The organism is Streptomyces sp. SirexAA-E (assembly GCF_000177195.2).
GTDB classification, from domain to species: domain Bacteria; phylum Actinomycetota; class Actinomycetes; order Streptomycetales; family Streptomycetaceae; genus Streptomyces; species Streptomyces flavovirens.
On the sequence record NC_015953.1, the window covers coordinates 4867633 to 4891481 of the forward strand.

General features: G+C 72.9%; 15 protein-coding genes and 1 pseudogene. 10 read left to right on the plus strand and 6 right to left on the minus strand.

Annotation, left to right across the window (positions count from 1 at the left end; translation table 11 throughout):
• Positions 1-39 precede the first annotated feature (39 nt).
• The 3 genes and pseudogenes from SACTE_RS21900 to SACTE_RS21910 form a co-directional block, all read right to left on the minus strand.
• A pseudogene (locus SACTE_RS21900) lies at positions 40-1546 on the minus strand (alpha/beta hydrolase).
• Positions 1547-1695: 149 nt separating this feature from the next.
• Complete coding sequence (locus SACTE_RS21905; RefSeq protein ID WP_014048201.1) at positions 1696-3288, minus strand: alpha/beta hydrolase; 1593 nt, start codon at positions 3286-3288, stop codon at positions 1696-1698.
• A gap of 84 nt (positions 3289-3372) precedes the next feature.
• Positions 3373-6138 carry a lysylphosphatidylglycerol synthase domain-containing protein gene (locus SACTE_RS21910; protein WP_014048202.1) on the minus strand — a complete coding sequence of 922 codons (2766 nt, stop codon included), beginning with the start codon at positions 6136-6138 and terminating at the stop codon, positions 3373-3375.
• 221 nt (positions 6139-6359) lie between these two features.
• On the opposite strand from SACTE_RS21910, the gene SACTE_RS21915 reads away from it, so the two are divergent.
• From SACTE_RS21915 to nudC, 5 genes are all read left to right on the plus strand, one after another.
• Positions 6360-6785 (plus strand): MGMT family protein, encoded by a 426-nt coding sequence (locus SACTE_RS21915; protein WP_014048203.1) that lies wholly within the window; start codon positions 6360-6362, stop codon positions 6783-6785.
• Between the two features lie 248 nt (positions 6786-7033).
• Positions 7034-10447 carry an ATP-dependent DNA helicase gene (locus SACTE_RS21920; protein ID WP_014048204.1) on the plus strand — a complete coding sequence of 1138 codons (3414 nt, stop codon included), beginning with the start codon at positions 7034-7036 and terminating at the stop codon, positions 10445-10447.
• Between the two features lie 94 nt (positions 10448-10541).
• A complete protein-coding gene (locus SACTE_RS21925; protein WP_019992389.1) occupies positions 10542-14012 on the plus strand; it encodes an ATP-dependent DNA helicase in 3471 nt (1156 codons plus the stop codon).
• Positions 14013-14022: 10 nt separating this feature from the next.
• The gene (locus tag SACTE_RS21930) at positions 14023-15417 is read left to right on the plus strand and encodes a dipeptidase (RefSeq protein ID WP_014048206.1); all 1395 of its coding nucleotides are present in this window, start codon (positions 14023-14025) and stop codon (positions 15415-15417) included.
• A gap of 44 nt (positions 15418-15461) precedes the next feature.
• Positions 15462-16412: an NAD(+) diphosphatase gene (gene nudC, locus SACTE_RS21935; RefSeq protein ID WP_014048207.1), complete on the plus strand. Its 951-nt coding sequence runs from the start codon at positions 15462-15464 to the stop codon at positions 16410-16412.
• Between the two features lie 73 nt (positions 16413-16485).
• On the opposite strand, the gene SACTE_RS21940 is transcribed toward nudC, so the two are convergent.
• Entirely contained in the window at positions 16486-16728 is a 243-nt protein-coding gene (locus SACTE_RS21940; protein ID WP_014048208.1) for a mycoredoxin, read from the minus strand.
• Positions 16729-16962: 234 nt separating this feature from the next.
• Between SACTE_RS21940 and SACTE_RS21945 the strand changes: the two genes are divergently transcribed.
• The 5 genes from SACTE_RS21945 to SACTE_RS21965 all read left to right on the plus strand — a co-directional run bounded on the left by SACTE_RS21945 (position 16963) and on the right by SACTE_RS21965 (position 21080).
• The gene (locus SACTE_RS21945) at positions 16963-19191 is read left to right on the plus strand and encodes an ATP-dependent DNA helicase UvrD2 (protein WP_026358942.1); all 2229 of its coding nucleotides are present in this window, start codon (positions 16963-16965) and stop codon (positions 19189-19191) included.
• A 167-nt stretch (positions 19192-19358) separates the two neighbouring features.
• Positions 19359-19685, plus strand: a complete 327-nt coding sequence (locus tag SACTE_RS21950) for a hypothetical protein (protein ID WP_014048210.1) — start codon at positions 19359-19361, stop codon at positions 19683-19685.
• A 171-nt stretch (positions 19686-19856) separates the two neighbouring features.
• Positions 19857-20225 carry a WhiB family transcriptional regulator gene (locus SACTE_RS21955; RefSeq protein ID WP_014048211.1) on the plus strand — a complete coding sequence of 123 codons (369 nt, stop codon included), beginning with the start codon at positions 19857-19859 and terminating at the stop codon, positions 20223-20225.
• A 50-nt stretch (positions 20226-20275) separates the two neighbouring features.
• Complete coding sequence (locus SACTE_RS21960; RefSeq protein WP_014048212.1) at positions 20276-20599, plus strand: hypothetical protein; 324 nt, start codon at positions 20276-20278, stop codon at positions 20597-20599.
• A 193-nt stretch (positions 20600-20792) separates the two neighbouring features.
• Positions 20793-21080, plus strand: a complete 288-nt coding sequence (locus tag SACTE_RS21965; protein ID WP_202434535.1) for a hypothetical protein — start codon at positions 20793-20795, stop codon at positions 21078-21080.
• 85 nt (positions 21081-21165) lie between these two features.
• Here the strand turns inward: SACTE_RS21965 and SACTE_RS21970 are convergent, their stop codons facing one another.
• Together SACTE_RS21970 and SACTE_RS21975 are read right to left on the minus strand one after the other, a co-directional pair.
• On the minus strand, positions 21166-22587 hold the full coding sequence (locus SACTE_RS21970; protein ID WP_014048214.1) for an AarF/ABC1/UbiB kinase family protein: 1422 nt from the start codon (positions 22585-22587) through the stop codon (positions 21166-21168).
• Between the two features lie 65 nt (positions 22588-22652).
• A complete protein-coding gene (locus SACTE_RS21975) occupies positions 22653-23798 on the minus strand; it encodes a ThiF family adenylyltransferase (RefSeq protein ID WP_014048215.1) in 1146 nt (381 codons plus the stop codon).
• Positions 23799-23849: the final 51 nt, after the last annotated feature.

Consider the following 23849-nt stretch of genomic DNA (forward strand, 5'->3'; position numbering starts at 1 on the left):
CCACCACCGTGGAGCCGGCCCCCTCGCGTACGCCGGGCCTCAGGGGCAGGTGCGGCCGTCCGCGGGGACCTCTCCGTCCAGGAAGTAGGCGTCGACCAGCGAGGTCACACACCGGCTCTCGCCGTACGCCCCGTGCCCCTCACCCTTGTTGGTGAGCAGGACGCCGACGTCCTCGCCCAGCTCGTCCGCCATCCGACGCGCGCGCCCCCTCGTACGGCGTCGCCGGGTCACCGGTCGTGCCGACGACCAGCACCGGCGGGGAACCCGGGGCGCTCGCCTCCGGGGTGTCGCGCTCACCGTCGACCGGCCAGCCGGCACACCATCCGGCGGTGTCCCAGGCCAGGAACGGCCCGAAGACCGGGGACAGTTCCCGGAACTCCGGGAGCAGGGCCCTGGCCTCCTCGGCCGTCGGCCGGGCCTTGGTGTCGGCGCAGGATATGGCCCGCTGCGAGTGGCTCTGGGTGTCGTAACGGCCCTTCGCGTCGCGGCCGTTGTACGAGTCGGCCAGGGCGAGCAGCCGGTCGCCCGTGCCCTCGGCCCCGATCTCGGCGAGCGCCGCCGTCAGGGAGGGCCAGTTCCGCTTCGAGTAGAGCGGGGCGACGATGCCGGTGACGGCGAGCGACTCGTTGAGCTCACGCCCGGACGAGGTCGGCAAGGGCTCCTCGTCGATCCGCCGCAGCAGCTCCTCCAGCCGCCGCGTCCCCGCCTCCGGGGCCTCCCCGCGGTCCGTGAAGTAGTTGTCCAGCGCCCGCTGGAAGCCGATCGCCTGGTTGCGTGCGTGGCCCACCGCGTCCGCCGTCGGGTCGACGACCGCGTCCAGCACGATCCGCCCCACGTGCTCCGGGAAGAGGTGTGCGTACGTCCCGCCGAGCTCCGTACCGTAGGAGACGCCGAAGTACGACAGCGTCCGGTCGCCGAGGGCACGGCGGATCGCGTCCATGTCCCGGGCGGCGTTCGCCGTGCCGACGTGGGCGAGGACCGGGCCGGACAGGCGGGCGCAGCCGGCCCCGAAGTCCGCGCCGTCGTCCATGAAGGCGGCCTCTTCCGCCGGCGTGTCGGGCGTCATGTCGACCTCGCGGTAGGCCTTCTCCTGCTCGGCGTCACCGCGGCAGCGCACCCCCGAGCTGGCCGCCACCCCGCGCGGGTCGAAGCCCACCAGGTCGTAACGGGTGTTGAGCCGGCCGTACGCGACCGCCGCGCGCGGCAGTATCCCGACGCCCGAGCCCCCGGGGCCGCCGAAGTTGAAGAGCATCGACCCGAGCCGCCGGCTCTTGTCCGTGGCCTGCTTGCGGATCAGGGCGACGGAGAGGGTGGCGCCGTCCGGCTTCGCGTAGTCCAGGGGGACGTCGACGGTGGCGCAGCGCCATGCGGAGCCGGGTGCGCTGCCGCCTTCGGGCGCCTGGCAGCGCTCCCAGACCGGCTGCGCGGACGCCGTGCCCTGCGGGCCGGACGGGGAGGAGCCCGAAGAACCGGAGGACGAGGGGCCCGGGGCGTCGCAGCCCGCGAGCAGTCCCGTCGTCAGCAGACCCGCCACGGCCAGGGCCACGGCCCGCCGGGCGCGTTCGTGTGCTCGCACGCGCGTCCCTCCCCCGAGGCCCGAAGGCGGCAGCCCACGGCCGTCCGCAGCCGGCCGGCGCGCACCGGCCGATGTGCGGCCATGCTAATCGGCGCCACCGACAGCGACCCGTCCGGCGGTCAGTCGCAGACCGTTCCCGCGGCCGGGACCTTGCCGTCGAGCAGATAGCCGTCCACGGCCTTCTGCACACAGGTGCTGCCGCCGTTGTACGCGCCGTGCCCCTCGCCCTTGTAGGTGAGCTCGACGCCCACCCCCTTGCCCAGCTCGGTGGCCATCGCCTTCGCGCCCGCGTACGGGGTCGCCGGGTCACCGGTGTTGCCGATGACCAGGATGGGGGCCGCGCCCGGGGCGCTGACGTCCGGGGTGTCCCAGGTGCCCGCGACGGGCCATCCCGTGCAGGACATCAGGCCCCACCCCAGGTAGTCGCCGAAGACGGGGGACGCCTTGCGGAACGCGGGGAGCGCCGCCTTCGTCTGCTCGACGGTGAACCGCTGCTCGGAGTCGGCGCAGCTGATGGCCGTGTTGGCGGCGCCGGAGTTGTCGTAGTGGCCGTCCTCGGTGCGGCCGTTCAGCGAGTCGGCGAGCGCGAGCAGCAGCCCGCCGTTCTTGCCGTCCGCCTCGTCGAGACCCTGTTCGAGCAGGGGCCAGGTCTCCTTGGAGTACAGGGCGGACGCGATGCCCGTGGTGGCCTGGGTCTGCGTCAGTTCGCGCTCGCCGAGCCCCGGGACGGGCCTGAGCTCCAGCTTCTGCAGCATGTCGGCGATCCAGTCCTGTACCTCCTGGGAGGTCGACCCGGGGAGCTTGCAGTCGTCCCGCTTCGCGCAGTCCGCGGTGAAGTTGTCCAGGGCGAGCTGGAAGCCCTCGGCCTGGCCGAGGGCGGACTTCTCGGCGTCCTCGGTGGGGTCCACCACAGCGTCCAGGACGGCACGGCCGACCTTCTTGGGGAACAGGTGCGCGTAGACGCCGCCCAGCTCGGTCCCGTAGGAGATGCCGAAGTAGTTCAGCCTGTCGTCGCCGAGGACCGAGCGCAGGAGGTCCATGTCCCGGGCGGCGTTGGTCGTGCCGACGTAGGGCAGCTCCTCCCCGGAGTTCTTCTCGCAGTCCGCGACGAAGGACTTCAGGTCGTCGACGAACGCCTTCTGCTCCTTGGCGTCGTCCGGGGTGCCGTCCATCTCGTAGCGGGCGTCGAGCGCCTTGTCGTCCGAACACCGGACGCCCTCGCTTCGCCCGACCCCGCGCGGGTCGAAACTCACCAGGTCGTAGCGGGTGCGCAGGGCGTCGTACGCCGTGCCGAAGGCGGGCAGGGTCGCGACGCCCGAGGCACCCGGCCCGCCGAAGTTGAAGACCAGGGAGCCGAGCCGGCGGTCCCGGTCCTTGGCCTTGGCGCGGACGAGCGCCAGCTCGATGGTCCGTCCGTCCGGGTCGCCGTAGTCCAGGGGGACGTCCATGAAGGAGCACTCCCAGGCCGTGCCGCCGGGCAGGGGCGAGGGGGCCGTGCCGCTGCCCTGGGCGTTGTTCGGGGCCGGACAGCGCTTCCAGTCGAGCTTCTGGGACGCCAGATCCTTGGGCGTCTTCGTGGGGGACGCCGTCGAGGCGACGGACGGCCCTGCCCGGTCCGCGCCCCCGCTGTCGTCCGAACAGGCTGCCAGGGGCAGCAGCACGGTGGCGGTGGCGGCAAGGGCGGTGGCACGCAGGGCGGGGGTAGTCCTCATGGACCCATCGTGGGGCGGAGCGCCCGGGGTCGCGCGGAACCGCGGTCCATGCGGGTGTCCCGCGAGCCTCCCGGGCGACGCGCCCTACAGTTCGCCCTTCCGGGTCAGCTGGTTGAAGCAGATCCAGCCGGGCAGCACCGGCAGCCACAGCGTCAGCACGCGGTACAGGAGCACCGCGGGCGCGGCGACCTCCTTCGGCAGACCGACCGCGATCAGACCCAGGGTCAGCGCGCCCTCGACCGCTCCCATGCCACCCGGGGTGGGGGCGGCGGAGCCCAGGGCGTTGCCCGCGAGGAAGACCACCGCGATGCTGGCGTAGCTGAGCTGGGGGACGTCGGGACCGCTGAAGGCGCGGATGGAGGCGTCCAGGCAGAGCACGAACAGGCCGGTCAGCAGGAGCATGCCGCCGATGCCGGTGACGAGCTTCTGCGGGCGCTGCACGACGTCGAGCATGCGCGGCACGACCCCGGCGAACAGCGACCGGACCCGCGTCACCACGAACTTCCGCAGCAGCGGGATGGCGGTCACCACGAGCACCAGCACGGCGACCGTGAGCAGCCCCGCGATCACCGTCCTGGAGGGTGTGAGCGAGTCGGGTGTGCGTTCCGTGCCCGTCAGATAGCCGAACAGGGCGAGCAGCAGGATGTGGCAGCCGAGTCCGAACAGCTGGGAGGCGCCGACGCTCGCCACGGCGAGCCCCGGGCGCACTCCGGCGCGTTGCAGGAAGCGTGTGTTCAGCGCTACGCCGCCGACCGCCGCCGGGGCGACGATCTTCACGAACGAACCGGCCACCTGGGCCAGCACGGTCTTGCCGAACCCGACCCGCTCGGGCACGAAGCCCAGCAGGCTCATGGCCGCCGCGACGTAGCTCAGCGCGGAGAAGCCCAGGGCGGCCGCCACCCAGCCCCACTCGGCCTGCTCCACGACCGCGCCGAAGTCCGCCTCGGTGACCTGCGAGATCAGGAAGTACGCGGCGATGGAGCCGGCGATGAAGCTGATGAGGGTGCGGGGTTTGATGCGTTCGAGCCGGACCGGCTCGACGGGCGCCTGCGGCCGGATCAGCAGCACCTGGCGGCGGATCTGGGCCAGCATGTCCTCTTCGCGGGCTTCTTCCAGGGCGTCGTCTATCGCCCGTTTCTCGGCCTGCTTCTCCGTGCGCAGCGACTTGCGTACCGCCTTGCGGTCGCCGACCGCCGTGGCGCCCTGTTCCTGCGTCCTGGCCTGCTTGGCCGCCTGCGAGGCCTCCAGCACCGCGTCGCGCTCGCGCTGCGAACGCTCCCGGGCCAGCCTGCGCAGGGTCGCCCTGGTCGAGCGGCTGAGCGCGATCGGCTGGAGCAGCGGGAGGCAGTCGGCCACGGCGTCCGGTCCGAGGACGGCCAGTGCCCCGGCGACCGCGCGCTCGGCACCGACCCGCAGCCCTGTCGTCGTGAGCAGCTGGGCGACGTCCATGCGCAGGATCAGGTCACCGGCCGCGATCTCTCCGCCCCGCAGGTCCGTCACGAACACCGCCCCGGAGCGGTCCACCAGGATCGCGTCCCCGGTGAGCCTGCGGTGGGCGATCCGCCGCGACTGGAGCGCCCGCACCTGCTGCCAGGCGCCGCGCAGCAGCTCGTCCGTGATCTCCTCGTCCTCCATCGCGTCCAGCGAGCGTCCACCGATGTGCTCGTAGACGAGCATCACGGCGTCCGGGCCGAGCTCGGACGTGGCGATCAGCTTGGGGGCGTTGGCCCCGGCGGCGATCGCCGCGTACGCCAGCAGGGCCTCCTGCTCCAGGGCCTGCCGCAGCGACTGGATGGAGCGGCGCTGGGTGATGCTGCGCAGGGTGAGCCGGCGCCACAGCCGGTAGAAGAACCCCTGGGCCTGCTGCTCCCGGTCGACGACCGTCACGTCCAGGGGCGGGCCGTCCTCCAGGGTGACGAGGTAGCGGCGGCCCCGGTCGTTCTGGTCGATGCTCTCGGGGCCCTCCTCGGTGCGCATCGCCGCCACCGGACGGAAGCCGACGTGCCGCAGACCGGCCATGAGGTGCTGGCCGGTCGGGCGTACGTTCGGTGAGCCGACCGCGTACAGCGTGCCGTAGGCCACCGTCCAGCCGATCAGTACCGTCAGGACGATCGAGAACGGAGTGGTGTAGCCGCCGACGAGCATGGCGAAGGCGTCCAGGAGCAGCACGACCCAGAGCACGATCCGCCAGCGTGGTCGCCGGGCCATCCCGACCGCCGTCATATAGGCGATGACGGGCGCGAGATAGCCGTGCACGGGATCGGTGAGCGCGTCACCCGGCTGAGGCTGGGTCAGGGCGTCCCGGATCGTCCCGGGGGCCGACCTGGCCACCCAGAGGTCGGTGGCCAGGGTCACCCCGTGGGCGAGCACCGCGGCGAGCACGCCGTCCGCGATGCGCAGCCCGTCACGTTTGATCAGACGTTCGATCGCGAAGGCGACCGGTACGAGCAGCACGGCGATGCTGGAGACCAGCCCGGCGATCTTGATCAGCAGGTCGGGCGCCTGGTCCGTGCCCTTGGAGATGTCGTTCTCGAGGCCGGTGGTGGTGTTCTGGGCGAACGCGGCGACGGCGAGGAGCAGGACGACGGCGGCGACGCCGATGAGGAGCCGCAGCAGATCGGAGGGGCGGTGCACGCGGGCGGGCAGCAGAGGTTCGTCGCCCGACACGTGGTCCGCGGCCGCCGCCGGCGAGGCGAGGGTGGAACCCGCGAGGCGGTGCTCCGGGTCACCCGGGGCCGCGGGCCGCCCGGAGGGCTCCCCGGTGCCGTCGGACTCCGGTGCGCCGGGAGTGCCGGCCCCGCCCGGGCGCGGCTCCGCGTCTGAGGCGTCCGCCGCCTTCGGTGGCTGCACGCCCCGCTCCTTCGTCGCCTCGGATTGCTCTTCGTGTTCTCGTATCACCGGTCACCGCCCGCACGATGGTGGCACGGCCTGCAGACAGACGGGGGCATCAGGGTGCATTGCGCGGATGCGCGAAGCGCAACATACGCTCCTTTGCCTCCGCGTGTCCCCTGTGTGATCAGCGTGACACCGAACCCGCACCGTTGTCGGTGGGGTGCGGCAGGATGTACCGGATGAGCGAAGACCGGACGAGCGGCGGTTCCACCGGGCACGCCCCCGAGGCGCCCGAGCTGCCCGTGTACGCGGAGCGGGTCCTGGACGTCGCGGACCTGATCCCGCCGGGCCGCGTGATGACCTACGGCGACGTCGCGGAGTGGCTCGGCGAGGGCGGACCGCGGCAGGTCGGACGGGTGATGGCGCTCTACGGCGCCGCCGCGCCCTGGTGGCGTGTCGTGCGCTCCGACGGCACGCTGCTGCCCGGCCACGAACTGCGCGCCCTGGACCACTACCGCGAGGAGGGCACCCCGCTGCGCGAGGCATCCCGGGGCGCGGACGGACACCTCCCGCGCCTCGACATGAGACGTGCCCGATGGGACGGCGGGGCCGTCGGTCCGGACGACGGCGGGCGCCCGGGCGGGGGCGAGAAAGCTCACAGGTGACAGCTTCGGCCATCGCACCGCACGAACCGGGGCGCCGGGCCGGTGGCCGCCGTCGTCCGGACCGGCGTGTCCCCTGCGGGACGGGCGGTCACGTGACGAGCGACGCAGTCCGCACGCCGCTTTCCGTCCTGCGGCTCGCGTAGCGTCGTCAGCGCGCGGCACCGGGCCCCCTTCCTCCCGTACCCGCCGTGCCCGGACTCCGGGCAGACCGAGTACACCGAGTACACCCACCAGGACCGGCGATCCACGTGAGCTCCTTCTCCACCACCCGGAACAGCCCGCACCGTCAGGCACGGCGGCGGGCCCCGGGCGCGTACCGGCTGGTGCGTACGCCGCCGGGCTCCGTGGCCCCCCCTCTCCTGGACGCGGCGCAGCGCGCCGTGGTTGACCACCGGGACGGGCCACTGCTGGTCCTGGCCGGGCCCGGCACCGGCAAGACGACGACGCTCGTGGAGGCGGTCGCCGCACGGGTCGCCGCGGGGACCGATCCCGCCCGGATGCTGGTCCTCACCTTCAGCCGCAAGGCGGCGGTGGAGCTGCGCGACCGCATGGCCACCCGGCTCGGCGGCGCCCGGGGCCCGCAGGCCACGACCTTCCACTCGTACTGCTACGCCCTGGTCCGCGCCCACCAGGACGCCGATCTGTTCGCCGACCCGCTGCGCCTGCTGTCCGGGCCGGAGCAGGACGTCGCCGTGCGCGAACTCCTCGCCGGACAGGTCGGCCTGGAACGGTCCGGGCTCGCCCATGTGCGCTGGCCGGACGAACTGCGGGCCTGCCTGACCACCCGGGGCTTCGCCGACGAGGTGCGCGCGGTGCTCGCCCGCAGCCGCGAACTGGGCCTCGGCCCCGACGCCCTCGCCGCCTTCGCCCGGCGCACCGGCCGCCCGGACTGGAGCGCGGCCGCACAGTTCCTCGCGGAGTACCTGGACGTCCTCGACGCCCAAGGAGTCCTGGACTACGCGGAGCTGGTCCACCGGGCCGTGCTGCTCGCCGAGCGGCCCGAGGTGGCGTCCCGGCTCGCCGAGAGCTACGACGCGGTCTTCGTCGACGAGTACCAGGACACCGACCCCTCCCAGGTACGGCTGCTGCACGCGCTGACCGGCAACCGTACGGCAGCCCCCGGGACCGGAGGCGGCCGTACGCTGATCGCCTTCGGTGACCCGGACCAGTCGATCTACGCGTTCCGGGGCGCTGACGTGAACGGCATCCTCGACTTCCCGGACACCTTCCGCCGCTTCGACGGCGCGCCCGCCCCCGTCGGCGTCCTCACCACCTCCCGCCGGTCCGGTGCCCAACTGCTCGCCGCGACCCGGCTGCTCACCCGCCGGATGCCGCTCACCCGGCTGCCCTCGGACAAGGTCCGAGCCCACCGGGAGCTGTCCGCCGCGCGGGAGGGCGGCCGGGTCGAGACGTACACCTACCCGACCGCGTCCACCGAGCTGGAGAACATCGCCGACCTCCTGCGGCGCGCGCACCTGGAGGACGGCGTGCCCTGGAGGGACATGGCGGTCCTCGTACGCGCCGGAGGCCGTTCCCTGCCTTCCGTGCGCCGCGCGCTGACCTCGGCCGGGGTGCCGCTGGAGGTGGACGGGGACGATCTCGCCCTGCGCCACGAGCCCGCCGTCGCACCGTTGCTGACCGCGCTGCGCACGGTCGCCACGGCGGCCCTGCGCCGTCCCGGGGACGAGGCCCCCGGCGCGAACGCTCTGGAGGCCGAGGCCCCCGGGGACGGCGACGGGACGACCGCCCCGGGAGAGGCACCCGCGCCGGACACGGCCGAGGGCACCCGCCCGCTCGACACCGAGACCGCGCTCACGCTGCTCGCCTCCCCCCTCGGTTCCATGGACGCCGCCGACCTGCGCCGCCTGGGCCGGGCCCTGCGCGACGAGGAGCGCGCGGCCGGCAACCGGCTGCCGCCGCCCTCCGGGGAACTGCTGGCCCGGGCGCTCGCCGAGCCCGAACGCCTGGTCACCCACGACCCGGCGTACGCCCGCGGGGCCCAGCGCCTCGGCGCGCTCCTGCGCAAGGCCCGCGAGCTCCTCGAAGGCGGCGGCACCGCCGAGGAAGCCCTGTGGACCCTGTGGGACGGCACCCCCTGGCCGGGCAGGCTGGAGCGGGCCGCGCTGCGGGGCGGAGCCGCCGGCCGCAACGCCGACCGGGACCTCGACGCCGTCTGCGCCCTGTTCGACGCGGCGGCCCGCGCCGAGGAACGCACCGGGGGACGCGGCGCCCTCAACTTCCTGGAGGAGGTCGACGCCCAGGACATCGCCGCCGACACCCTCTCCCGGCGCTCCGTACGCCCCGACGCCGTACGGCTGATGACCGCACACCGGTCCAAGGGCCTGGAATGGCGTGTGGTGGTCGTCGCCGGGGTGCAGGAAGGGCTCTGGCCCGACCTGCGCCGCCGCGGGTCGCTCCTGGAGGCGGACCGCATCGGCCGCGACGGCCTGGCGGAACCGCTCACCCCGGGAGCCCTTCTCGCCGAGGAGCGCCGCCTCTTCTACGTCGCCGCCACCCGCGCCCGCGAACGGCTCGTCGTCACCGCCGTCAAGGCCCCCGCCGACGACGGCGACCAGCCGTCCCGGTTCCTCACCGAGCTCGGCGTCGAGCCCCGGGACGTCACCGGCCGGCCCCGCCGCCCCCTCGCGGTCGCCGCACTCGTCGCCGAACTCCGAGCGACCACCGTCGACCCCGCCGCCTCCGAGGCCCTGCGCGACGCCGCCGCCCACCGGCTGGCCCGCCTCGCCGCGCTCACCGACGACGAGGGCCACCCCCTCGTGCCCGCGGCCCACCCGTACCGCTGGTGGGGGCTGAACGAACCGACGCGTTCCGAGGTCCCGCTGCGCGACCGGGACCACCCGGTGGTCCTCTCCGGGAGCGCGCTCGACCAGCTCGCCAACACCTGCGCCCTCCAGTGGTTCCTGGGCCGCGAGGTGAAGGCCGACGCTCCCGCGACGGCGGCCCAGGGCTTCGGCAACGTCGTCCACGTCCTCGCCGACGAGGTGGCGTCCGGGCGCACGCCCGCCGACCTGGACGTCCTCATGGAACGCCTCGACTCCGTCTGGAACGGCCTCGTCTTCGACGCCCCCTGGAAGTCGCAGCAGGAGAAGGACCAGGCCCGGGACGCCCTGGAACGCTTCCTGCGCTGGCACGTCATGGACCGCGCCGGCCGCACTCCCGTCGCGGGCGAGCACGCGTTCGACGTGACCCTGGAGGCGGGTGAGTACGCCGTCCGGATCCGGGGCTCCATGGACCGTGTCGAGCAGGACACCGAGGGCCGTGCGTACGTCGTCGACTTCAAGACCGGCAAGGCGGCCCCCACCAAGGACGAGGTGGCCGCCCACCCCCAGCTCGCCGTCTACCAGCTCGCGATCCGGGAAGGCGCCGTCGACGAGGTGTTCGACGGCCGCCGTCCCGAGTCGGGTGGCGCCGAACTCGTACAGCTGCGCCAAGGAGCCCCGAAGAAGGAAGGCGGCGACGCCCTGCCCAAGGTGCAGAGCCAGGAACCGCTGTCCGGGGAATGGGTCCCCGACCTGCTGGCCACGGCCGCCGGCCGCGTCCTGGACGAACGGTTCACCCCCAGTACCGGCCAGCACTGCGCCCACTGCGCCTTCCGGGCCTCGTGCAGCGCGCAGCCCGAGGGCCGGCACATCGTCGAATGACGTCCGAGCCCGCCGGCCGGCCCCCGGGCTCCACGGTGTTCCGCCCGCGGCGGTCTCGGAGGCGTTGTCGGTGCCGCCGGTTAGCCTCTGTGGAGTGTCCTCCCGCCTCACCGACCCGGAGCAGCTCAAGGAGCTCCTCGGGATCCCCTTCACCCCGGAGCAGACGGCCTGCATCACCGCGCCGCCCGCCCCGCAGGTGATCGTGGCCGGAGCCGGCTCCGGCAAGACGACGGTGATGGCCGCCCGGGTGGTGTGGCTGGTCGGCACCGGCCAGGTCGCCCCGGAGCAGGTCCTGGGCCTCACCTTCACCAACAAGGCGGCCGGGGAGCTGGCCGAACGGGTCCGCAAGGCCCTCGTCGCGGCCGGGGTCACCGACCCGGATGTCATCGACCCGGACAACCCCCCCGGTGAACCCAGCATCTCCACCTACCACGCCTTCGCCGGACGGCTGCTGACCGAGCACGGCCTGCGGATCGGGCTCGAACCCACCACCCGCCTCCTCGCCGACGCCACCCGCTATCAGCTCGCCGCCCGGGTACTGCGCGAGGCCCCCGGCCCGTACCCCGCCCTGACCAGGTCCTTCCCCACCCTCGTCAGCGACCTGCTGGCCCTGGACGCCGAGCTCGCCGAACACCTCGTACGCCCCGACGAGCTCGCCCGCCACGACACCGAGCTGCTCGGAACACTCGCCGGGGCCAAGCTCACCAACGCGGACCTGCGCAAGGTCCCCGAGACCGTCGAGGCCCGCCGTGAACTGCTCGGGCTGACCCGGCGCTACCGCGAGGCCAAGCGCAGCCGGGACCTGCTCGACTTCGGTGACCAGATCGCCCTCTCCGCCGAGCTGGCCCTCACCCGCCCCGAGGTCGGCACCCTCCTGCGCGACGAGTTCCGGGTCGTCCTGCTCGACGAGTACCAGGACACCTCCGTGGCCCAGCGCCTCCTGCTCTCGGCGCTCTTCGGCAGCGGCCCCGGGGGAGACACAGGACACGCCGTCACCGCCGTCGGCGACCCGTGCCAGGCGATCTACGGCTGGCGCGGTGCCTCCGTCGCCAACCTCGACGACTTCCCCCAGCACTTCCCGCACGCCGACGGCACCCCCGCGACGCGCTACTCCCTCAGCGAGAACCGGCGCAGCGGAGGTCGCCTCCTCCACCTCGCCAACGGTCTCGCCGACCCCCTGCGCGCCATGCACGAGGGCGTCGAGGCCCTGCGGCCGGCACCGGGAGCCGAGCGCGACGGCACCGTCCGGTGCGCCCTGCTGCGCACGCACGCCGAGGAGATCGACTGGCTCGGCGACTCCCTCGCCCACCTCGTCCGGACCGGCACGCCCCCCGGGGAGATCGCCGTGCTGTGCCGGACCGCCGGCGACTTCCCCCGCATCCAGGCCGCCCTCGTCGACCGGGACGTCCCGGTCGAGGTCGTCGGCCTGTCCGGCCTGCTGCACCTCCCGGAGGTCGCCGACCTCGTCGCCGTCTGCGAGGTCCTCCAGGACCCGGGGGCCAACGCCTCCCTGGTCCGGCTGCTCACCGGTCCGCGCTGGCGGATCGGCCCCCGGGACCTCGCCCTCCTGGGACGCCGCGCCCGTCTCCTGGTGCACCACGCCTCGCCCGACGACGACACCGACCCGGACCGCCGGCTGGCGGAGGCCGTCGAGGGCGTCGACCCCGCCGAGGTCATCTCCCTCGCGGACGCCCTTGACACCTTCCTGGACTCCGGCGGCCACCAGGACGACCAGCTTCCGTTCTCGGCCGAGGCCCGCATCCGGTACGCCCGGCTCGCCACCGAGCTGCGCGAGCTGCGCCGGTCACTGGCCGACCCGCTCATGGACGTACTGCACCGGGTCCTCTCCACCACCGGCCTGGAGGTCGAGCTGTCGGCCTCGCCGCACGCCCTGGCCGCCCGGCGCCGCGAGACCCTCGCCAACTTCCTGGACGTCGCGGCCGGCTTCGCGGCGGTCGACGGGGAGGCCACCCTGCTGGCCTTCCTCGGCTTCCTGCGAACGGCCGCCCAGTACGAGAAGGGTCTGGACAACGCACTGCCCGGCGGCGAGAACACCGTCAAGGTCCTCACCGCCCACAAGTCCAAGGGCCTGGAATGGGACGTCGTCGCCGTACCCGGGCTCGTCACCGGCCAGTTCCCCAGCACCCGGTCCCGGGAGGCATGGACAGCGCAGTCCAAGGTCCTGCCGCACGCACTGCGCGGCGACGCGGCCACCCTCCCGGACGTCTGCTCCTGGGACGCCAAGGGACTCAAGGCGTTCAAGGACGAGATGACGGCGCACCAGCACACCGAGGAGCTGCGCCTGGGGTACGTCACCTTCACGCGTCCGCGCAGGCTGCTCCTCGGTTCCGGGCACTGGTGGGGTCCGTCCCAGAAGAAGCCGCGCGGTCCGTCCGCCTTCCTGGACGCGCTGTACGACCACTGCGCGGCCGGCCACGGTGAGATCGAGGTCTGGGCCGACGAGCCAGGGCCGGACGAGGAGAATCCCGTACTCCGGGAGCGGGAGGCGGAACAGGCCTGGCCCCTGCCGCTGGACGAGACCGCACTGGCCCGCCGCCGCGCCGCCAGGGACACCGTGCTGGCCCACCTGGACGCCTTGGCCGCGGCTCCCGACCCGGAGGCGGAGGCGGAGGCACAGGCCGGGCCCCCGGAACACGGGGAGCCCCTGTACGACGAAGAGTTTCCGTACGACGCCGAGGAGCCCCCGTACGACGAAGATCCGCCGTACGACGAGGAACCGCCGTACGACGAGGAACCCCCCGGCGAGCAGCTGTTCCCGGACGGGGGGCCCATCCGAGCGGACCGCGCCCCCGGCCGGGTACCGCACCTTCCCGCCGCCCGGGTGCCCTCCGATCCTCCGGACCTCACCCCGGAGGAGGCCCGGACCCTCGCCTCCTGGGACCGCGACCTCGACGCCCTGGCGGGTGAGCTGCGCCGGGCCCGCGCGACCGTCCACGACGTCGTGGTGCCCGCCTCGCTCTCCGCCACCCAGCTGCTGCACCTCGCCGACGACCCCGACGGCTTCGCACGCGAGCTGGCCCGCCCCATGCCCAGGCCGCCGCAGCCCGCCGCCCGCCGGGGGACCCGGTTCCACGCCTGGGTGGAATCCCGGTTCGAGGAGCTCCCGCTGCCCATGCTCGGCCCCGACGAGCTCCCCGGAGGCGACGACGGCGACGCGGAGATCGCCGACGAACGGGACCTCGCCGAGCTCAAGGAGGCCTTCGAGCGCACGGAGTACGCCCGCCGCACCCCGTACCGCGTCGAGACCCCCTTCCAGATCGTCCTGGCGGGCAGGGTGATCCGGGGACGGATCGACGCGGTGTACCGCACGGGTGACACCTACGAGATCGTGGACTGGAAGACGGCCCGGCACCGCACCGCCGACCCGCTCCAGCTCGCCGTCTACCGCCTGGCCTGGGCCGAACTGCACGGACTGGCCCCGGAAGCGGTCGGCGCGACCTTCCTCTACGTCCGCACCGGCGAGACCGTCCGCCCCACGGGGCTGCCGGGCAGGGCGGAGCTGGAACGCCTGCTGCTGGACGAGCCACCTCCGCGGGGCCGATAGGCTCAAGAGCATGAGCGACACCCCGGACAGCGCCGTCCGTACGTACATCCGGCATCACCGCACAGCCTTCTTCGGCAACCTCGCCGAGTGGCTGCGCATCCCCTCCGTATCCGCCCAGCCGGAGCACGACGGGGACGTACGGCGCAGTGCCGAATGGCTGTCTGCCAAGCTGAAGGAGACCGGATTCCCGGTCACCGAGATCTGGGAGACCCCCGGCGCCCCGGCGGTCTTCGCCGAATGGCCCGCCGACGACCCGGACGCACCCGTCGTCCTCGTCTACGGCCACCACGACGTGCAGCCGGCCGCCCGCGAGGACGGCTGGCACAGCGACCCCTTCGAACCGGAGGTCCGCGACGGCAGGATGTACGGGCGCGGCGCCGCCGACGACAAGGGCCAGGTGTTCTTCCACACCCTGGGCGTCCGGGCCCACCTCGCGGCCACGGGCCGCACCGCTCCCGCCGTGCACCTCAAGCTCCTCGTCGAGGGCGAGGAGGAGTCCGGCTCCCCGCACTTCCGTGAGCTGGTCGAACGGTCTGCGGCCCGCCTCACCGCCGACGCCGTGATCGTCTCCGACACCGGCATGTGGGACGAGGACACCCCGACCGTCTGCACCGGCATGCGCGGCCTCGCCGAGTGCGAGATCGAGCTGCGCGGACCCGCCCAGGACATCCACTCGGGATCGTTCGGCGGAGCCGTCCCCAATCCGGCGACCGCCCTGGCCCGCCTGGTCGCCGCGCTCCACGACCCGGACGGCAGGGTCGCCGTCCCCGGCTTCTACGACGGCGTGGCCGAGCTCACCGACACCGAGCGGGCCCTCTTCGCCCAGCTGCCCTTCGACGAGGCGACGTGGCTGCGTACCGCCGCCTCGCAGGCCACCGCGGGCGAGGCCGGCTACTCCACCCTGGAACGCCTCTGGGCCCGCCCCACGGCCGAGGTCAACGGCATGGGCGGCGGCTACCAGGGCGCGGGCAGCAAGACCGTCATCCCGGCGTCGGCGATGGTGAAGCTGAGCTTCCGGCTCGTCGCCGGCCAGGACCCCGACCACGTCCAGGACGCGGTACGGACCTGGGCCGAGGCACGGATCCCGGCGGGCATCCGCCACCGGATCACCTTCGCGCCCGCCACCCGCCCCTGTCTGACCCCGCTGGACCACCCCGCCCTCCAAGCGGTCTCCCGAGCCATGGGCCGCGCCTTCGGGAAGGAGATCCTCTTCACCCGTGAGGGCGGCTCCGGCCCCGCCGCCGATCTCCAGGACGTGCTCGGTGCCCCTGTCCTCTTCCTGGGCATCTCCGTACCGTCCGACGGCTGGCACGGCCCTGACGAGAAGGTCGAGCTCGACCTCCTCCTCAAAGGTGCGGAGACCACCGCCCACCTCTGGGGCGAGCTGGCCGCGGCCCTCCGCTGAATCTCTGAACGCCCGATCCACCCCCGGGGGAGTAGGAAGCACCTGTGAGCACCTTCGACAACGCCACCGCGGACCGACCCATCGGTCTCACCGCGCCCAGCGGCATCGACCGCGCCGCGCACCACCGGCTCGACGAGGCCTGGCTCGCCGCGGCCTGGAGCCACCCGACGACCAGAGTCTTCGTCGTCTCCGGGGGCCAGGCGCTCATCGACGACACCCCCGAAGGCGGCACCGGACTCGTCATGACGCCGTCCTTCGAGGCGCCGCTCACCGAGACGCACCGCTACTTCCTGGGCACCGACGAGAAGGGAGTGCGGTACTTCGCACTCCAGAAGGACTCGCTGCCGGGCCGCATGGACCAGTCGGCACGCCCCGCCGGACTGCGCGAGGCCGGAATGCTCCTCGGTCCGAGGGACGCCGCGCTGATGGCGCACGCGGTGGCCCTGGAGAACTGGCAGCGACTGCACCGCTTCTGCTCGCGCTGCGGTGAGCGCACCGTGATCGCGGCGGCGGGACACATCCGCCGCTGCCAGGCCTGCGGGGCGGAGCACTACCCGCGGACCGACCCGGCGGTGATCATGCTGGTCACGGACGACCAGGACCGCGCACTGCTGGGGCGCCAGGTGCACTGGCCCGAGGGCCGCTTCTCGACCCTCGCGGGCTTCGTCGAGCCGGGCGAGTCGATCGAGCAGGCCGTGGCCCGCGAGGTGTTCGAGGAGGCGGGGATCACCGTCGCCGAGGTCGAGTACGTCGCCAGCCAGCCCTGGCCGTTCCCCTCCAGCCTGATGCTGGGCTTCATGGCCCGGGCGGGGTCCTCGGAGATCGAGGTGGACGGCGAGGAGATCGAGGAGGCCCGCTGGTTCTCCCGTGAGGAGCTGACGGCCGCCTTCGAGTCGGGGGAGATCCTGCCGCCGTTCGGCCTCTCGATCGCCGCCCGGCTGATCGAGCTCTGGTACGGGAAGCCGCTGCCCAGGCCGCGTGGCGCGGCGGCCTGAGGAACCCCGGTGACAACGGCGAGGCCCCCCGCTCGAGCGGGGGGCCTCGCCGTTGTCACCGAGCCGGAACGGGTCAGGCGCCGATCTTCTGCTTCACCTGCGCCAGCGAGGGGTTCGTCAGGGTCGAACCGTCCGGGAAGAGCACGGTCGGAACCGTCTGGTTTCCGCCGTTGGCCTTCTCGACGAAGGCCGCCGACTCGGGGTCCTGCTCGATGTTGACCTCGGTGTACGCGATACCTTCGCGGTCCATCTGGCCCTTGAGCCGGCGGCAGTAGCCGCACCACGTGGTGCTGTACATCGTCACAGTGCCCGGCATGTCGTCGGTGCTCCTTGTCTCGTCGGTCCCGCCCGTGAGCGGAACCATCCGTCGCGTTCACGCATGGAGGGAAGCCGCCCCGAGTGGAGGGAGGGAGGTGCCTCCCTTCCGACGAACGTACGGGACCCGACCGCCATTCCCGCCACCGCTCAGGCCGCTCCCACCGGTACGACGAACGGCACCCCCTGTGGACAACCTCCGCATCCGCCCCTCGGGACCTGGCAGCATGGCGGGGTGACAGCAGCAACGCATTCCACCCTCTTCCCCCAGGTCCCGGAGTCCGCGGACGCCGTGCTCGACGGGCTCGACCCGGAGCAGCGCGAGGTCGCGCTGGCCCTCGGCGGCCCCGTCTGCGTGCTGGCCGGAGCCGGGACGGGCAAGACGAGGGCGATCACGCACCGCATCGCGTACGGAGTGCGGTCCGGGATCCTCCAGCCCGCGACCGTGCTCGCCGTCACCTTCACCAACCGCGCGGCGGGCGAACTGCGCGGCCGTCTCCGTCAGCTCGGGGCGACCGGTGTGCAGGCGCGGACGTTCCACTCCGCAGCCCTGCGCCAGCTCCAGTACTTCTGGCCGAAAGCGGTCGGCGGTGAACTCCCACGGCTGGTGGAGCGCAAGGTGCAGCTGGTCGCCGAGGCCGCTGCCCGCTGCGGGATCCGCCTGGACCGCAACGAGCTGCGGGACGCCACGAGCGAGATCGAATGGGCCAAGGTCACCCAGACCGTGCCCGCCGACTATCCGGCGGCCGTCGCCAAGACCCAGCGGGACGCTCCGCGCGACCCGGCGGAGCTCTCCCAGATCTACTCGGCGTACGAGCAGCTGAAGCGCGAGCGGTCGGTGATCGACTTCGAGGACGTGCTGCTGCTGACCGTCGGGATACTCCAGGACCGGCACGACATCGCCGACCACGTGCGCCGTCAGTACCAGCACTTCGTCGTGGACGAGTACCAGGACGTCAGCCCGCTCCAGCAGCGCCTTCTCGACCTCTGGCTCGGTGACCGGGACGACCTCTGCGTGGTCGGTGACGCCAGCCAGACGATCTACTCCTTCACCGGGGCCACCCCCGAGCACCTGCTGAACTTCCGCACCCGCCATCCGCAGGCGACGGTCGTCAAGCTGGTGCGTGACTACCGCTCCACGCCCCAGGTGGTCCATCTGGCGAACGGCCTGCTGAGCCAGGCCCGCGGCAGGGCAGCCGAACACCGGCTGGAGCTGGTGTCCCAGCGCGAGAAGGGCCCCGAACCCGTCTTCACGGAGTACCCGGACGAGCCGGCGGAAGCGGAGGGCACCGCGCGCAGGGTCCGTGATCTGATCGCGGCCGGTGTCCCGGCCGGGGAGATCGCCGTGCTCTACCGGGTCAACTCCCAGTCCGAGGTCTACGAGCAGGCGCTCGCGGACGCCGGCGTGCCCTACCAGCTGCGCGGCGCGGAGCGCTTCTTCGACCGGGCCGAGGTACGCGAGGCCGGTGTCGCCCTGCGCGGCGCCGCCCGCGCCGGGGGCAACGACCCATTGCTCGACGGAGCGGACGACCTGCCGGCCGAGGTGCGGGCGGTGCTGTCCACGAAGGGCTGGACGACCACGCCGCCCGCCGGCTCCGGGGCCGTGCGGGACCGCTGGGAGTCCCTGGCCGCGCTGGTGCGGCTCGCCGAGGACTTCGAGCAGGCCCGGCCGGGTGCCACCCTCTCCGACCTGGTCGCGGAGCTGGACGAGCGGGCCGCCGCACAGCACGCCCCGACGGTCCAGGGCGTCACGCTGGCCTCCCTGCACTCGGCGAAGGGCCTGGAATGGGACGCGGCGTTCCTCGTCGGGATGACCGAAGGCATGATGCCGATCGCCTACGCCAAGACCGACGAACAGGTCGAGGAGGAGCGCCGGCTGCTGTACGTCGGGGTCACCCGGGCGCGTTTCCACCTCTCGCTGTCATGGGCCCTGGCCCGATCGCCCGGGGGACGCGCGAGCCGCCGGCCGACGCGCTTCCTCAACGGACTGCGGCCCGGCTCCACCGCGCACGGCGTACGGAGCGGCGCCGGAGGCGGAGCCGGCATCGACCGCGGCTCCGGTGCCGGTGCGGGCGCGGCCCGTACCGGCACCCAGGCCGAGGTCCGCCCCCGGCGTCGCGGGCCGGTGCGGTGCCGTGTCTGCGGCAGGACCCTCACGGACGCCGGCGAGATGAAGCTGATGCGCTGCGAGGACTGCCCGTCGGACATGGACGAGGCCCTGTACGAGCGACTCCGCGCGTGGCGGGCGGCCCGGGCGAAGGAGATCAGCCAGCCCGCCTACTGCGTCTTCACCGACAAGACGCTGATGGCGATCGCGGAGACGGTGCCGGGCAGCGAGTCGGAGCTGGTCGTCATCGCCGGTGTCGGGAACCGGAAGTTGACCAGGTTCGGCGCCGACGTTCTGGCCATCTGCGCAGGTCAGACGGTGGAGGAAGACTCCGCCGAGGACAGCTGGGGTGTGTGAGCGAAACTCGTCGGAAAAATAGTTTGCGCCCGCAGCAGTCGTCACCATAGGTTCTTAACCACGGGAACAGCGACTTCTCTGAAGCCCTGACTCCGTGCTGTACTTATCCGAATACCGAAGGACCGGCCCCGGCCGGTCCCCCGAGACGCCGAGAGGAGGCGATTGCAGTGATCAGCATCATCAACACCATCAAAATGACCGATCTCTCGGTCGTCTCCGCCTGCTCGCTCGGCGTCATCGCCTCTTCGGAACTCTCGCTCCGTGGCACCGGTATGTCCGGCAGCTCTGCCGTCAGCCCGCTGTCCCTGGCCTCCCTCCCCGTGCGGGAGCGCAATGAGCGACCGACCGAGGCACCGGCGGCAGCAGTAGCGAAGGCACAGGCCCAGGCCTATGCCTTTGCGGCAGCCGGTGCCGGAGCCGAGAAGCAGACGACGCAGCACCACCACACGATGTGGGCCTTCCGTGGGCCTGAACCCTGGAGTGATCCAGCCTGATTCTGAATCAGGCCGGCGCCTTCAGGGCCGCGGAACCCCACTCGGGATCCGCGGCCCTTTTGTTTTGTCCGAACGGACGAGACGAGACGAAGGAGCCTCGGGACAGCAGGACCTGGTACCAGCCGCCAACCGGCCAACAGGCCGGCACGACCAGACGAGGACAACAACACCGTGCCCATCGAGACGCACGCCCCGTCCGTACCGCCTTCCGACACGATCTCCCCGCCCGGCCTCACGGAGGACTCCACCTTGCTCCCCCTCACCGCGCTCACCGCGCTCGACGACGCCATCGAGAACCTCGGCGTGCCCGTACCCTGCCGTGCCTACGACCCGGAGGTCTTCTTCGCCGAGTCGCCGGCCGACGTCGAGTACGCCAAGTCGCTCTGCCGGACCTGCCCGCTCGTCGAAGCCTGCCTCGCGGGCGCCAAGGAGCGGCGTGAGCCGTGGGGCGTCTGGGGTGGCGAGCTCTTCGTCCAGGGCGTCGTCGTCGCTCGCAAGCGGCCGCGTGGCCGTCCTCGCAAGAACCCGGTCGCAGCGTGATCACCGGCCTGGACGTCATGCCCCCCACAGCTGTCAAGCGCCTCGGAACGATGAAGCGCCTCGGAACGATCGACCGTCCCCAGACTCATGACCCCCGAAATCGAGCACCCATGACCACGCCCACGAGGGAGCCCGTCGGCTCCGCGACCCCGGACGTCACCATCATCGGCGCGAACGACTCGCGTCAGAACAGGACCCGCGAAATGCAACTCATCCCAGAAGCCCTGGCCCGTGCGCATATGCACGACCGCCTGAGGGAAGCCGAGGCGGACCGCCAGGCCGTGCGCCTGGTGGCGGCCCGGCGGATGCAGCGCCGGGCGGAGCGCGCTTCGATGCGTGCCCGTCGTGCGCTCGCCATGGCGGTCATGCACTGAGGCACCACCGGCACCCGAACCACCACCGGCACCCGAACCACCGCCGGCACATGTAGCACCGTCCGCGGGGCGACCGCTCCGTCCCGCGGGCCACCCACCCCTGCGGGGCCGGTCCGACGGACCCGGCCCCGCAGGGCGTTGTGCGGTGTAATCGGCCGTGCCCCGCGGGGACGCCAGGGCTATCGTCACCAGGGTGGACGAGCAGACGCGGAACCCCACCGGCTCGGACGTCGGCGATGCGCACGGCGACGCGGACAGCGACGTCCTGGACAGCGGCGTCCTGGGCAGTGCCGTCTCGGACAGTGGCGCGAACGACGAGCGCCCGTTGTGCGTCCATTGCGGCAGGGCGGCCGACAACGACACCGCGCCCGCGACCTGGGTATGCTCCGTCGAGGGCGGCAGACGTCAGTACCTCTGCGAGGGCTGCGCCCGCGCCCACATCAGGGCGATCGAAGGCCGGCTCGACTCCGACCGGTGGTGACGGCCCGCCTGCCCTGCCTGCCCCGACTCACGGGTTCGCAGGCCCGGGCACATGTCCGACGCCGGGAGTACGGCGTCCCGTGAGGTCAGGCCTCGACCACCGCGCCCTCCTCGTGCACCGCGCCCTCCGCCGGTTCGGACGCGTCGTCGAGAACGAAGCCCGGAAGCCAGGACTCCAGTTCGTCCCGAAGGCGCACGGTCGCGCCCAGCTGGCACAGCACACCGATCGTGCTCAGCGTGACGCGGTGTATCAGCAGATAGGAGGGAGGGAGGTTCAGCTGCTTGCCCAACTGGTGGGCGGGTGAGCGGGGATCTGCGATCCGGGCGGCCTGGGTCCGCAGCCAGGACCGGGTGAACGTGAACTCCTCCACCTGTGCGGGCTCGATGATCGGAAGCAGATAGTCGAGCACGGCATCCGGGGGGAGATCGATCGAGTCCTTGACGAAGCCTTCCTCCCGGAGCATGTCGTAGACCGCTTCCGCATCGCCGTCCAGCGTCATCCTGAGAGCGTCACCGATGGTGCCGGGCAGCCCGTCGGGCAGCCGGTCCACGGTGCCGAAGTCAAGGACGCCCAGCCGCCATCGAGAGGCCTCCCCGTCGACGGCTTCCCCGACCTCCCCGGTGGACTCGTCCGGGGGAAGCAGCCGGAAGTTGCCCGGGTGCGGGTCGGCGTGGAGCAGGCCGGTGCGCGCCGGACCCGAGAAGAGGAAACGCGCGAGCAGCTGGCCCGCCCGGTCCCGTTGCTCTGGTGTGCCGTCGGCGATCACCTCCGACAGGGGCGTTCCGCCGATCCACTCCGTCACCAGCACCTGCTCGGACTGGTGCACCACCCCGGGGATCACCACATCGGGGTCGTCCGCGAACTCCGCCGCGTGCTCCTGCTGCGCCTGTGCCTCCAGCGCGTAGTCCAGCTCCTCGGAGACCCGGTCGCGCAGCTCCGTGATGAGCGGCTTGATGTCCATCCCGGGGACGAGCGGGCCGAACAGGCGGGCGAAGCGACCGAGTTGGGTGAGGTCGGAAAGCAGTGCCTCACCCGCCCCCGGGTACTGCACCTTCACGGCGACATCGCGTCCGTCGTGCCACACCGCGCGGTGGACCTGGCCGATCGACGCGGCGGCGGCCGGCTGGTCCTCGAAGGTGAGGAAGAGCTCCTGCCAGTGCTCCCCGAGCCGCTCCGCCAGCACGGCGTGCACGGTGCGGGTGGGCATGGGGGGCGCGGCTTCCTGCAGCTTGGTCAGCGCCGCCCGGTAGGGGCCGGCGACATCCTCGGGGAGAGCGGACTCGAAGACGGACAGAGCTTGCCCGAGCTTCATCGCGCCTCCTTTCAACTCACCGAGAACCTTGAAGAGTTGCTCTGCGGTGCGCTGCTGGACCTCACGGGCCACGATCTCCGCGGACCGCCCGCCGATCCGCTTGCCCAGGCCCCAGGTGGCCCGGCCGGCGAACCCGATCGGCAGCGCGGCCAGCTTCGCGGTGCGGGTGACCGCCTTGCGGGGAAGATCAGACATGTGCCCCTCCAGTTCACAGACTGCCGTGCCGCGTGAGCATGTCGGCCCTGCTCCACCGGCAGCGGTCACCCCGCCATTGTGTCCTGAGCCGCCCCTGTCGCGGAGGTGAGCTCCCCCTCAGTCTGCCCGGCGGCACCACAGGAGCAGCCGGCGTGCGGATCGAGCCGGTCCGAGCGCCAGTCCAGCAGCGGCAGGGCGGCCTCCCACCGGGCGCCCGTACTGGCGGGCAACTCGCCGTCGAGGAACGACAGCGCGTGGGCCGCCGCCAGCCCGGCCACGGCCGTCGCCAGCCCCAGGTCGCAGGCGGGCACCGTGGTCCGCCGCCCCGACCTCCACTGGGCGAGCATGCGGGGCCATTGCGGGTCCCGCTCGGTCCGGTGAAGCGCCAGGCACCCCGCGCATCCGGTGCCCCCGGGCAGCACCAGCGGGCCGACCACCCCGGTGGCCTCGATCACCCCCGCGTAGAGATGCGGTGTGCCCGAGGCGATCCAGGACGCCGCCGTGTCCGGGTCGGGGGCGTACACGGAGAGGCCGTCCCGGGGTGCCACCACAACGAGGGACAGCGCCGGTCCGCCTCCCACGGCGCCCCTGTCCTGCTCGGGCGCCCGGGGCGCGCCGCCGACGGCGGACCGGCGGACCAACTGGCGGGCCGCCGTGTCCCTCCGCTCCCCGACCGCCGCGGCCGGAAGGCCGCCGGGGGCCACGTCCCACGGCTCGGCGCGGCCACCGTCGAGCACATCGACCCTGCCGACACCCGAGGCGGAGAGCACGGCCGCGATCGTGGCCCCCACGCGGCCGGCTCCCCTCACCTGGACCCGCATCCCCTGCCGGGCCGCCAGCCTGCGCAGCCCGCTCCCCGGCGCCGGGTGGACGACCGACAGGGACGCCGCGTCGGGACGCTGCCGGTCCAGGGTCTCGGCCCGCTGACGTAACGCGTCGGCCTCCGGGCCACCCGCCTTGGGGTCGTCGAGCAGCCCGGCCGCCGTCAGCCGGGCCACCAGCACGTCCACGTGGCGGTCGGACAGGTCCAGTGCTCTGGCCTCTTCCCGCAGCATGGAAAGCCCCCGTGTCCCGTCGAGCAGTTCGAGAAAGCTTCCCGTGGCGATATCCATCGGCCCCAGCATCACCGCGTGTGCGGGAGTCACTCCGAATTGCACGGTGTTCCTTCCACGCCAGGCCCTGCGCAGTGCGGGCTTCAACATCGGATGCATGACTTCTCCCCGGTCGGACTTCAGATCCGTTGTCAGAATGCAATGTGGGGG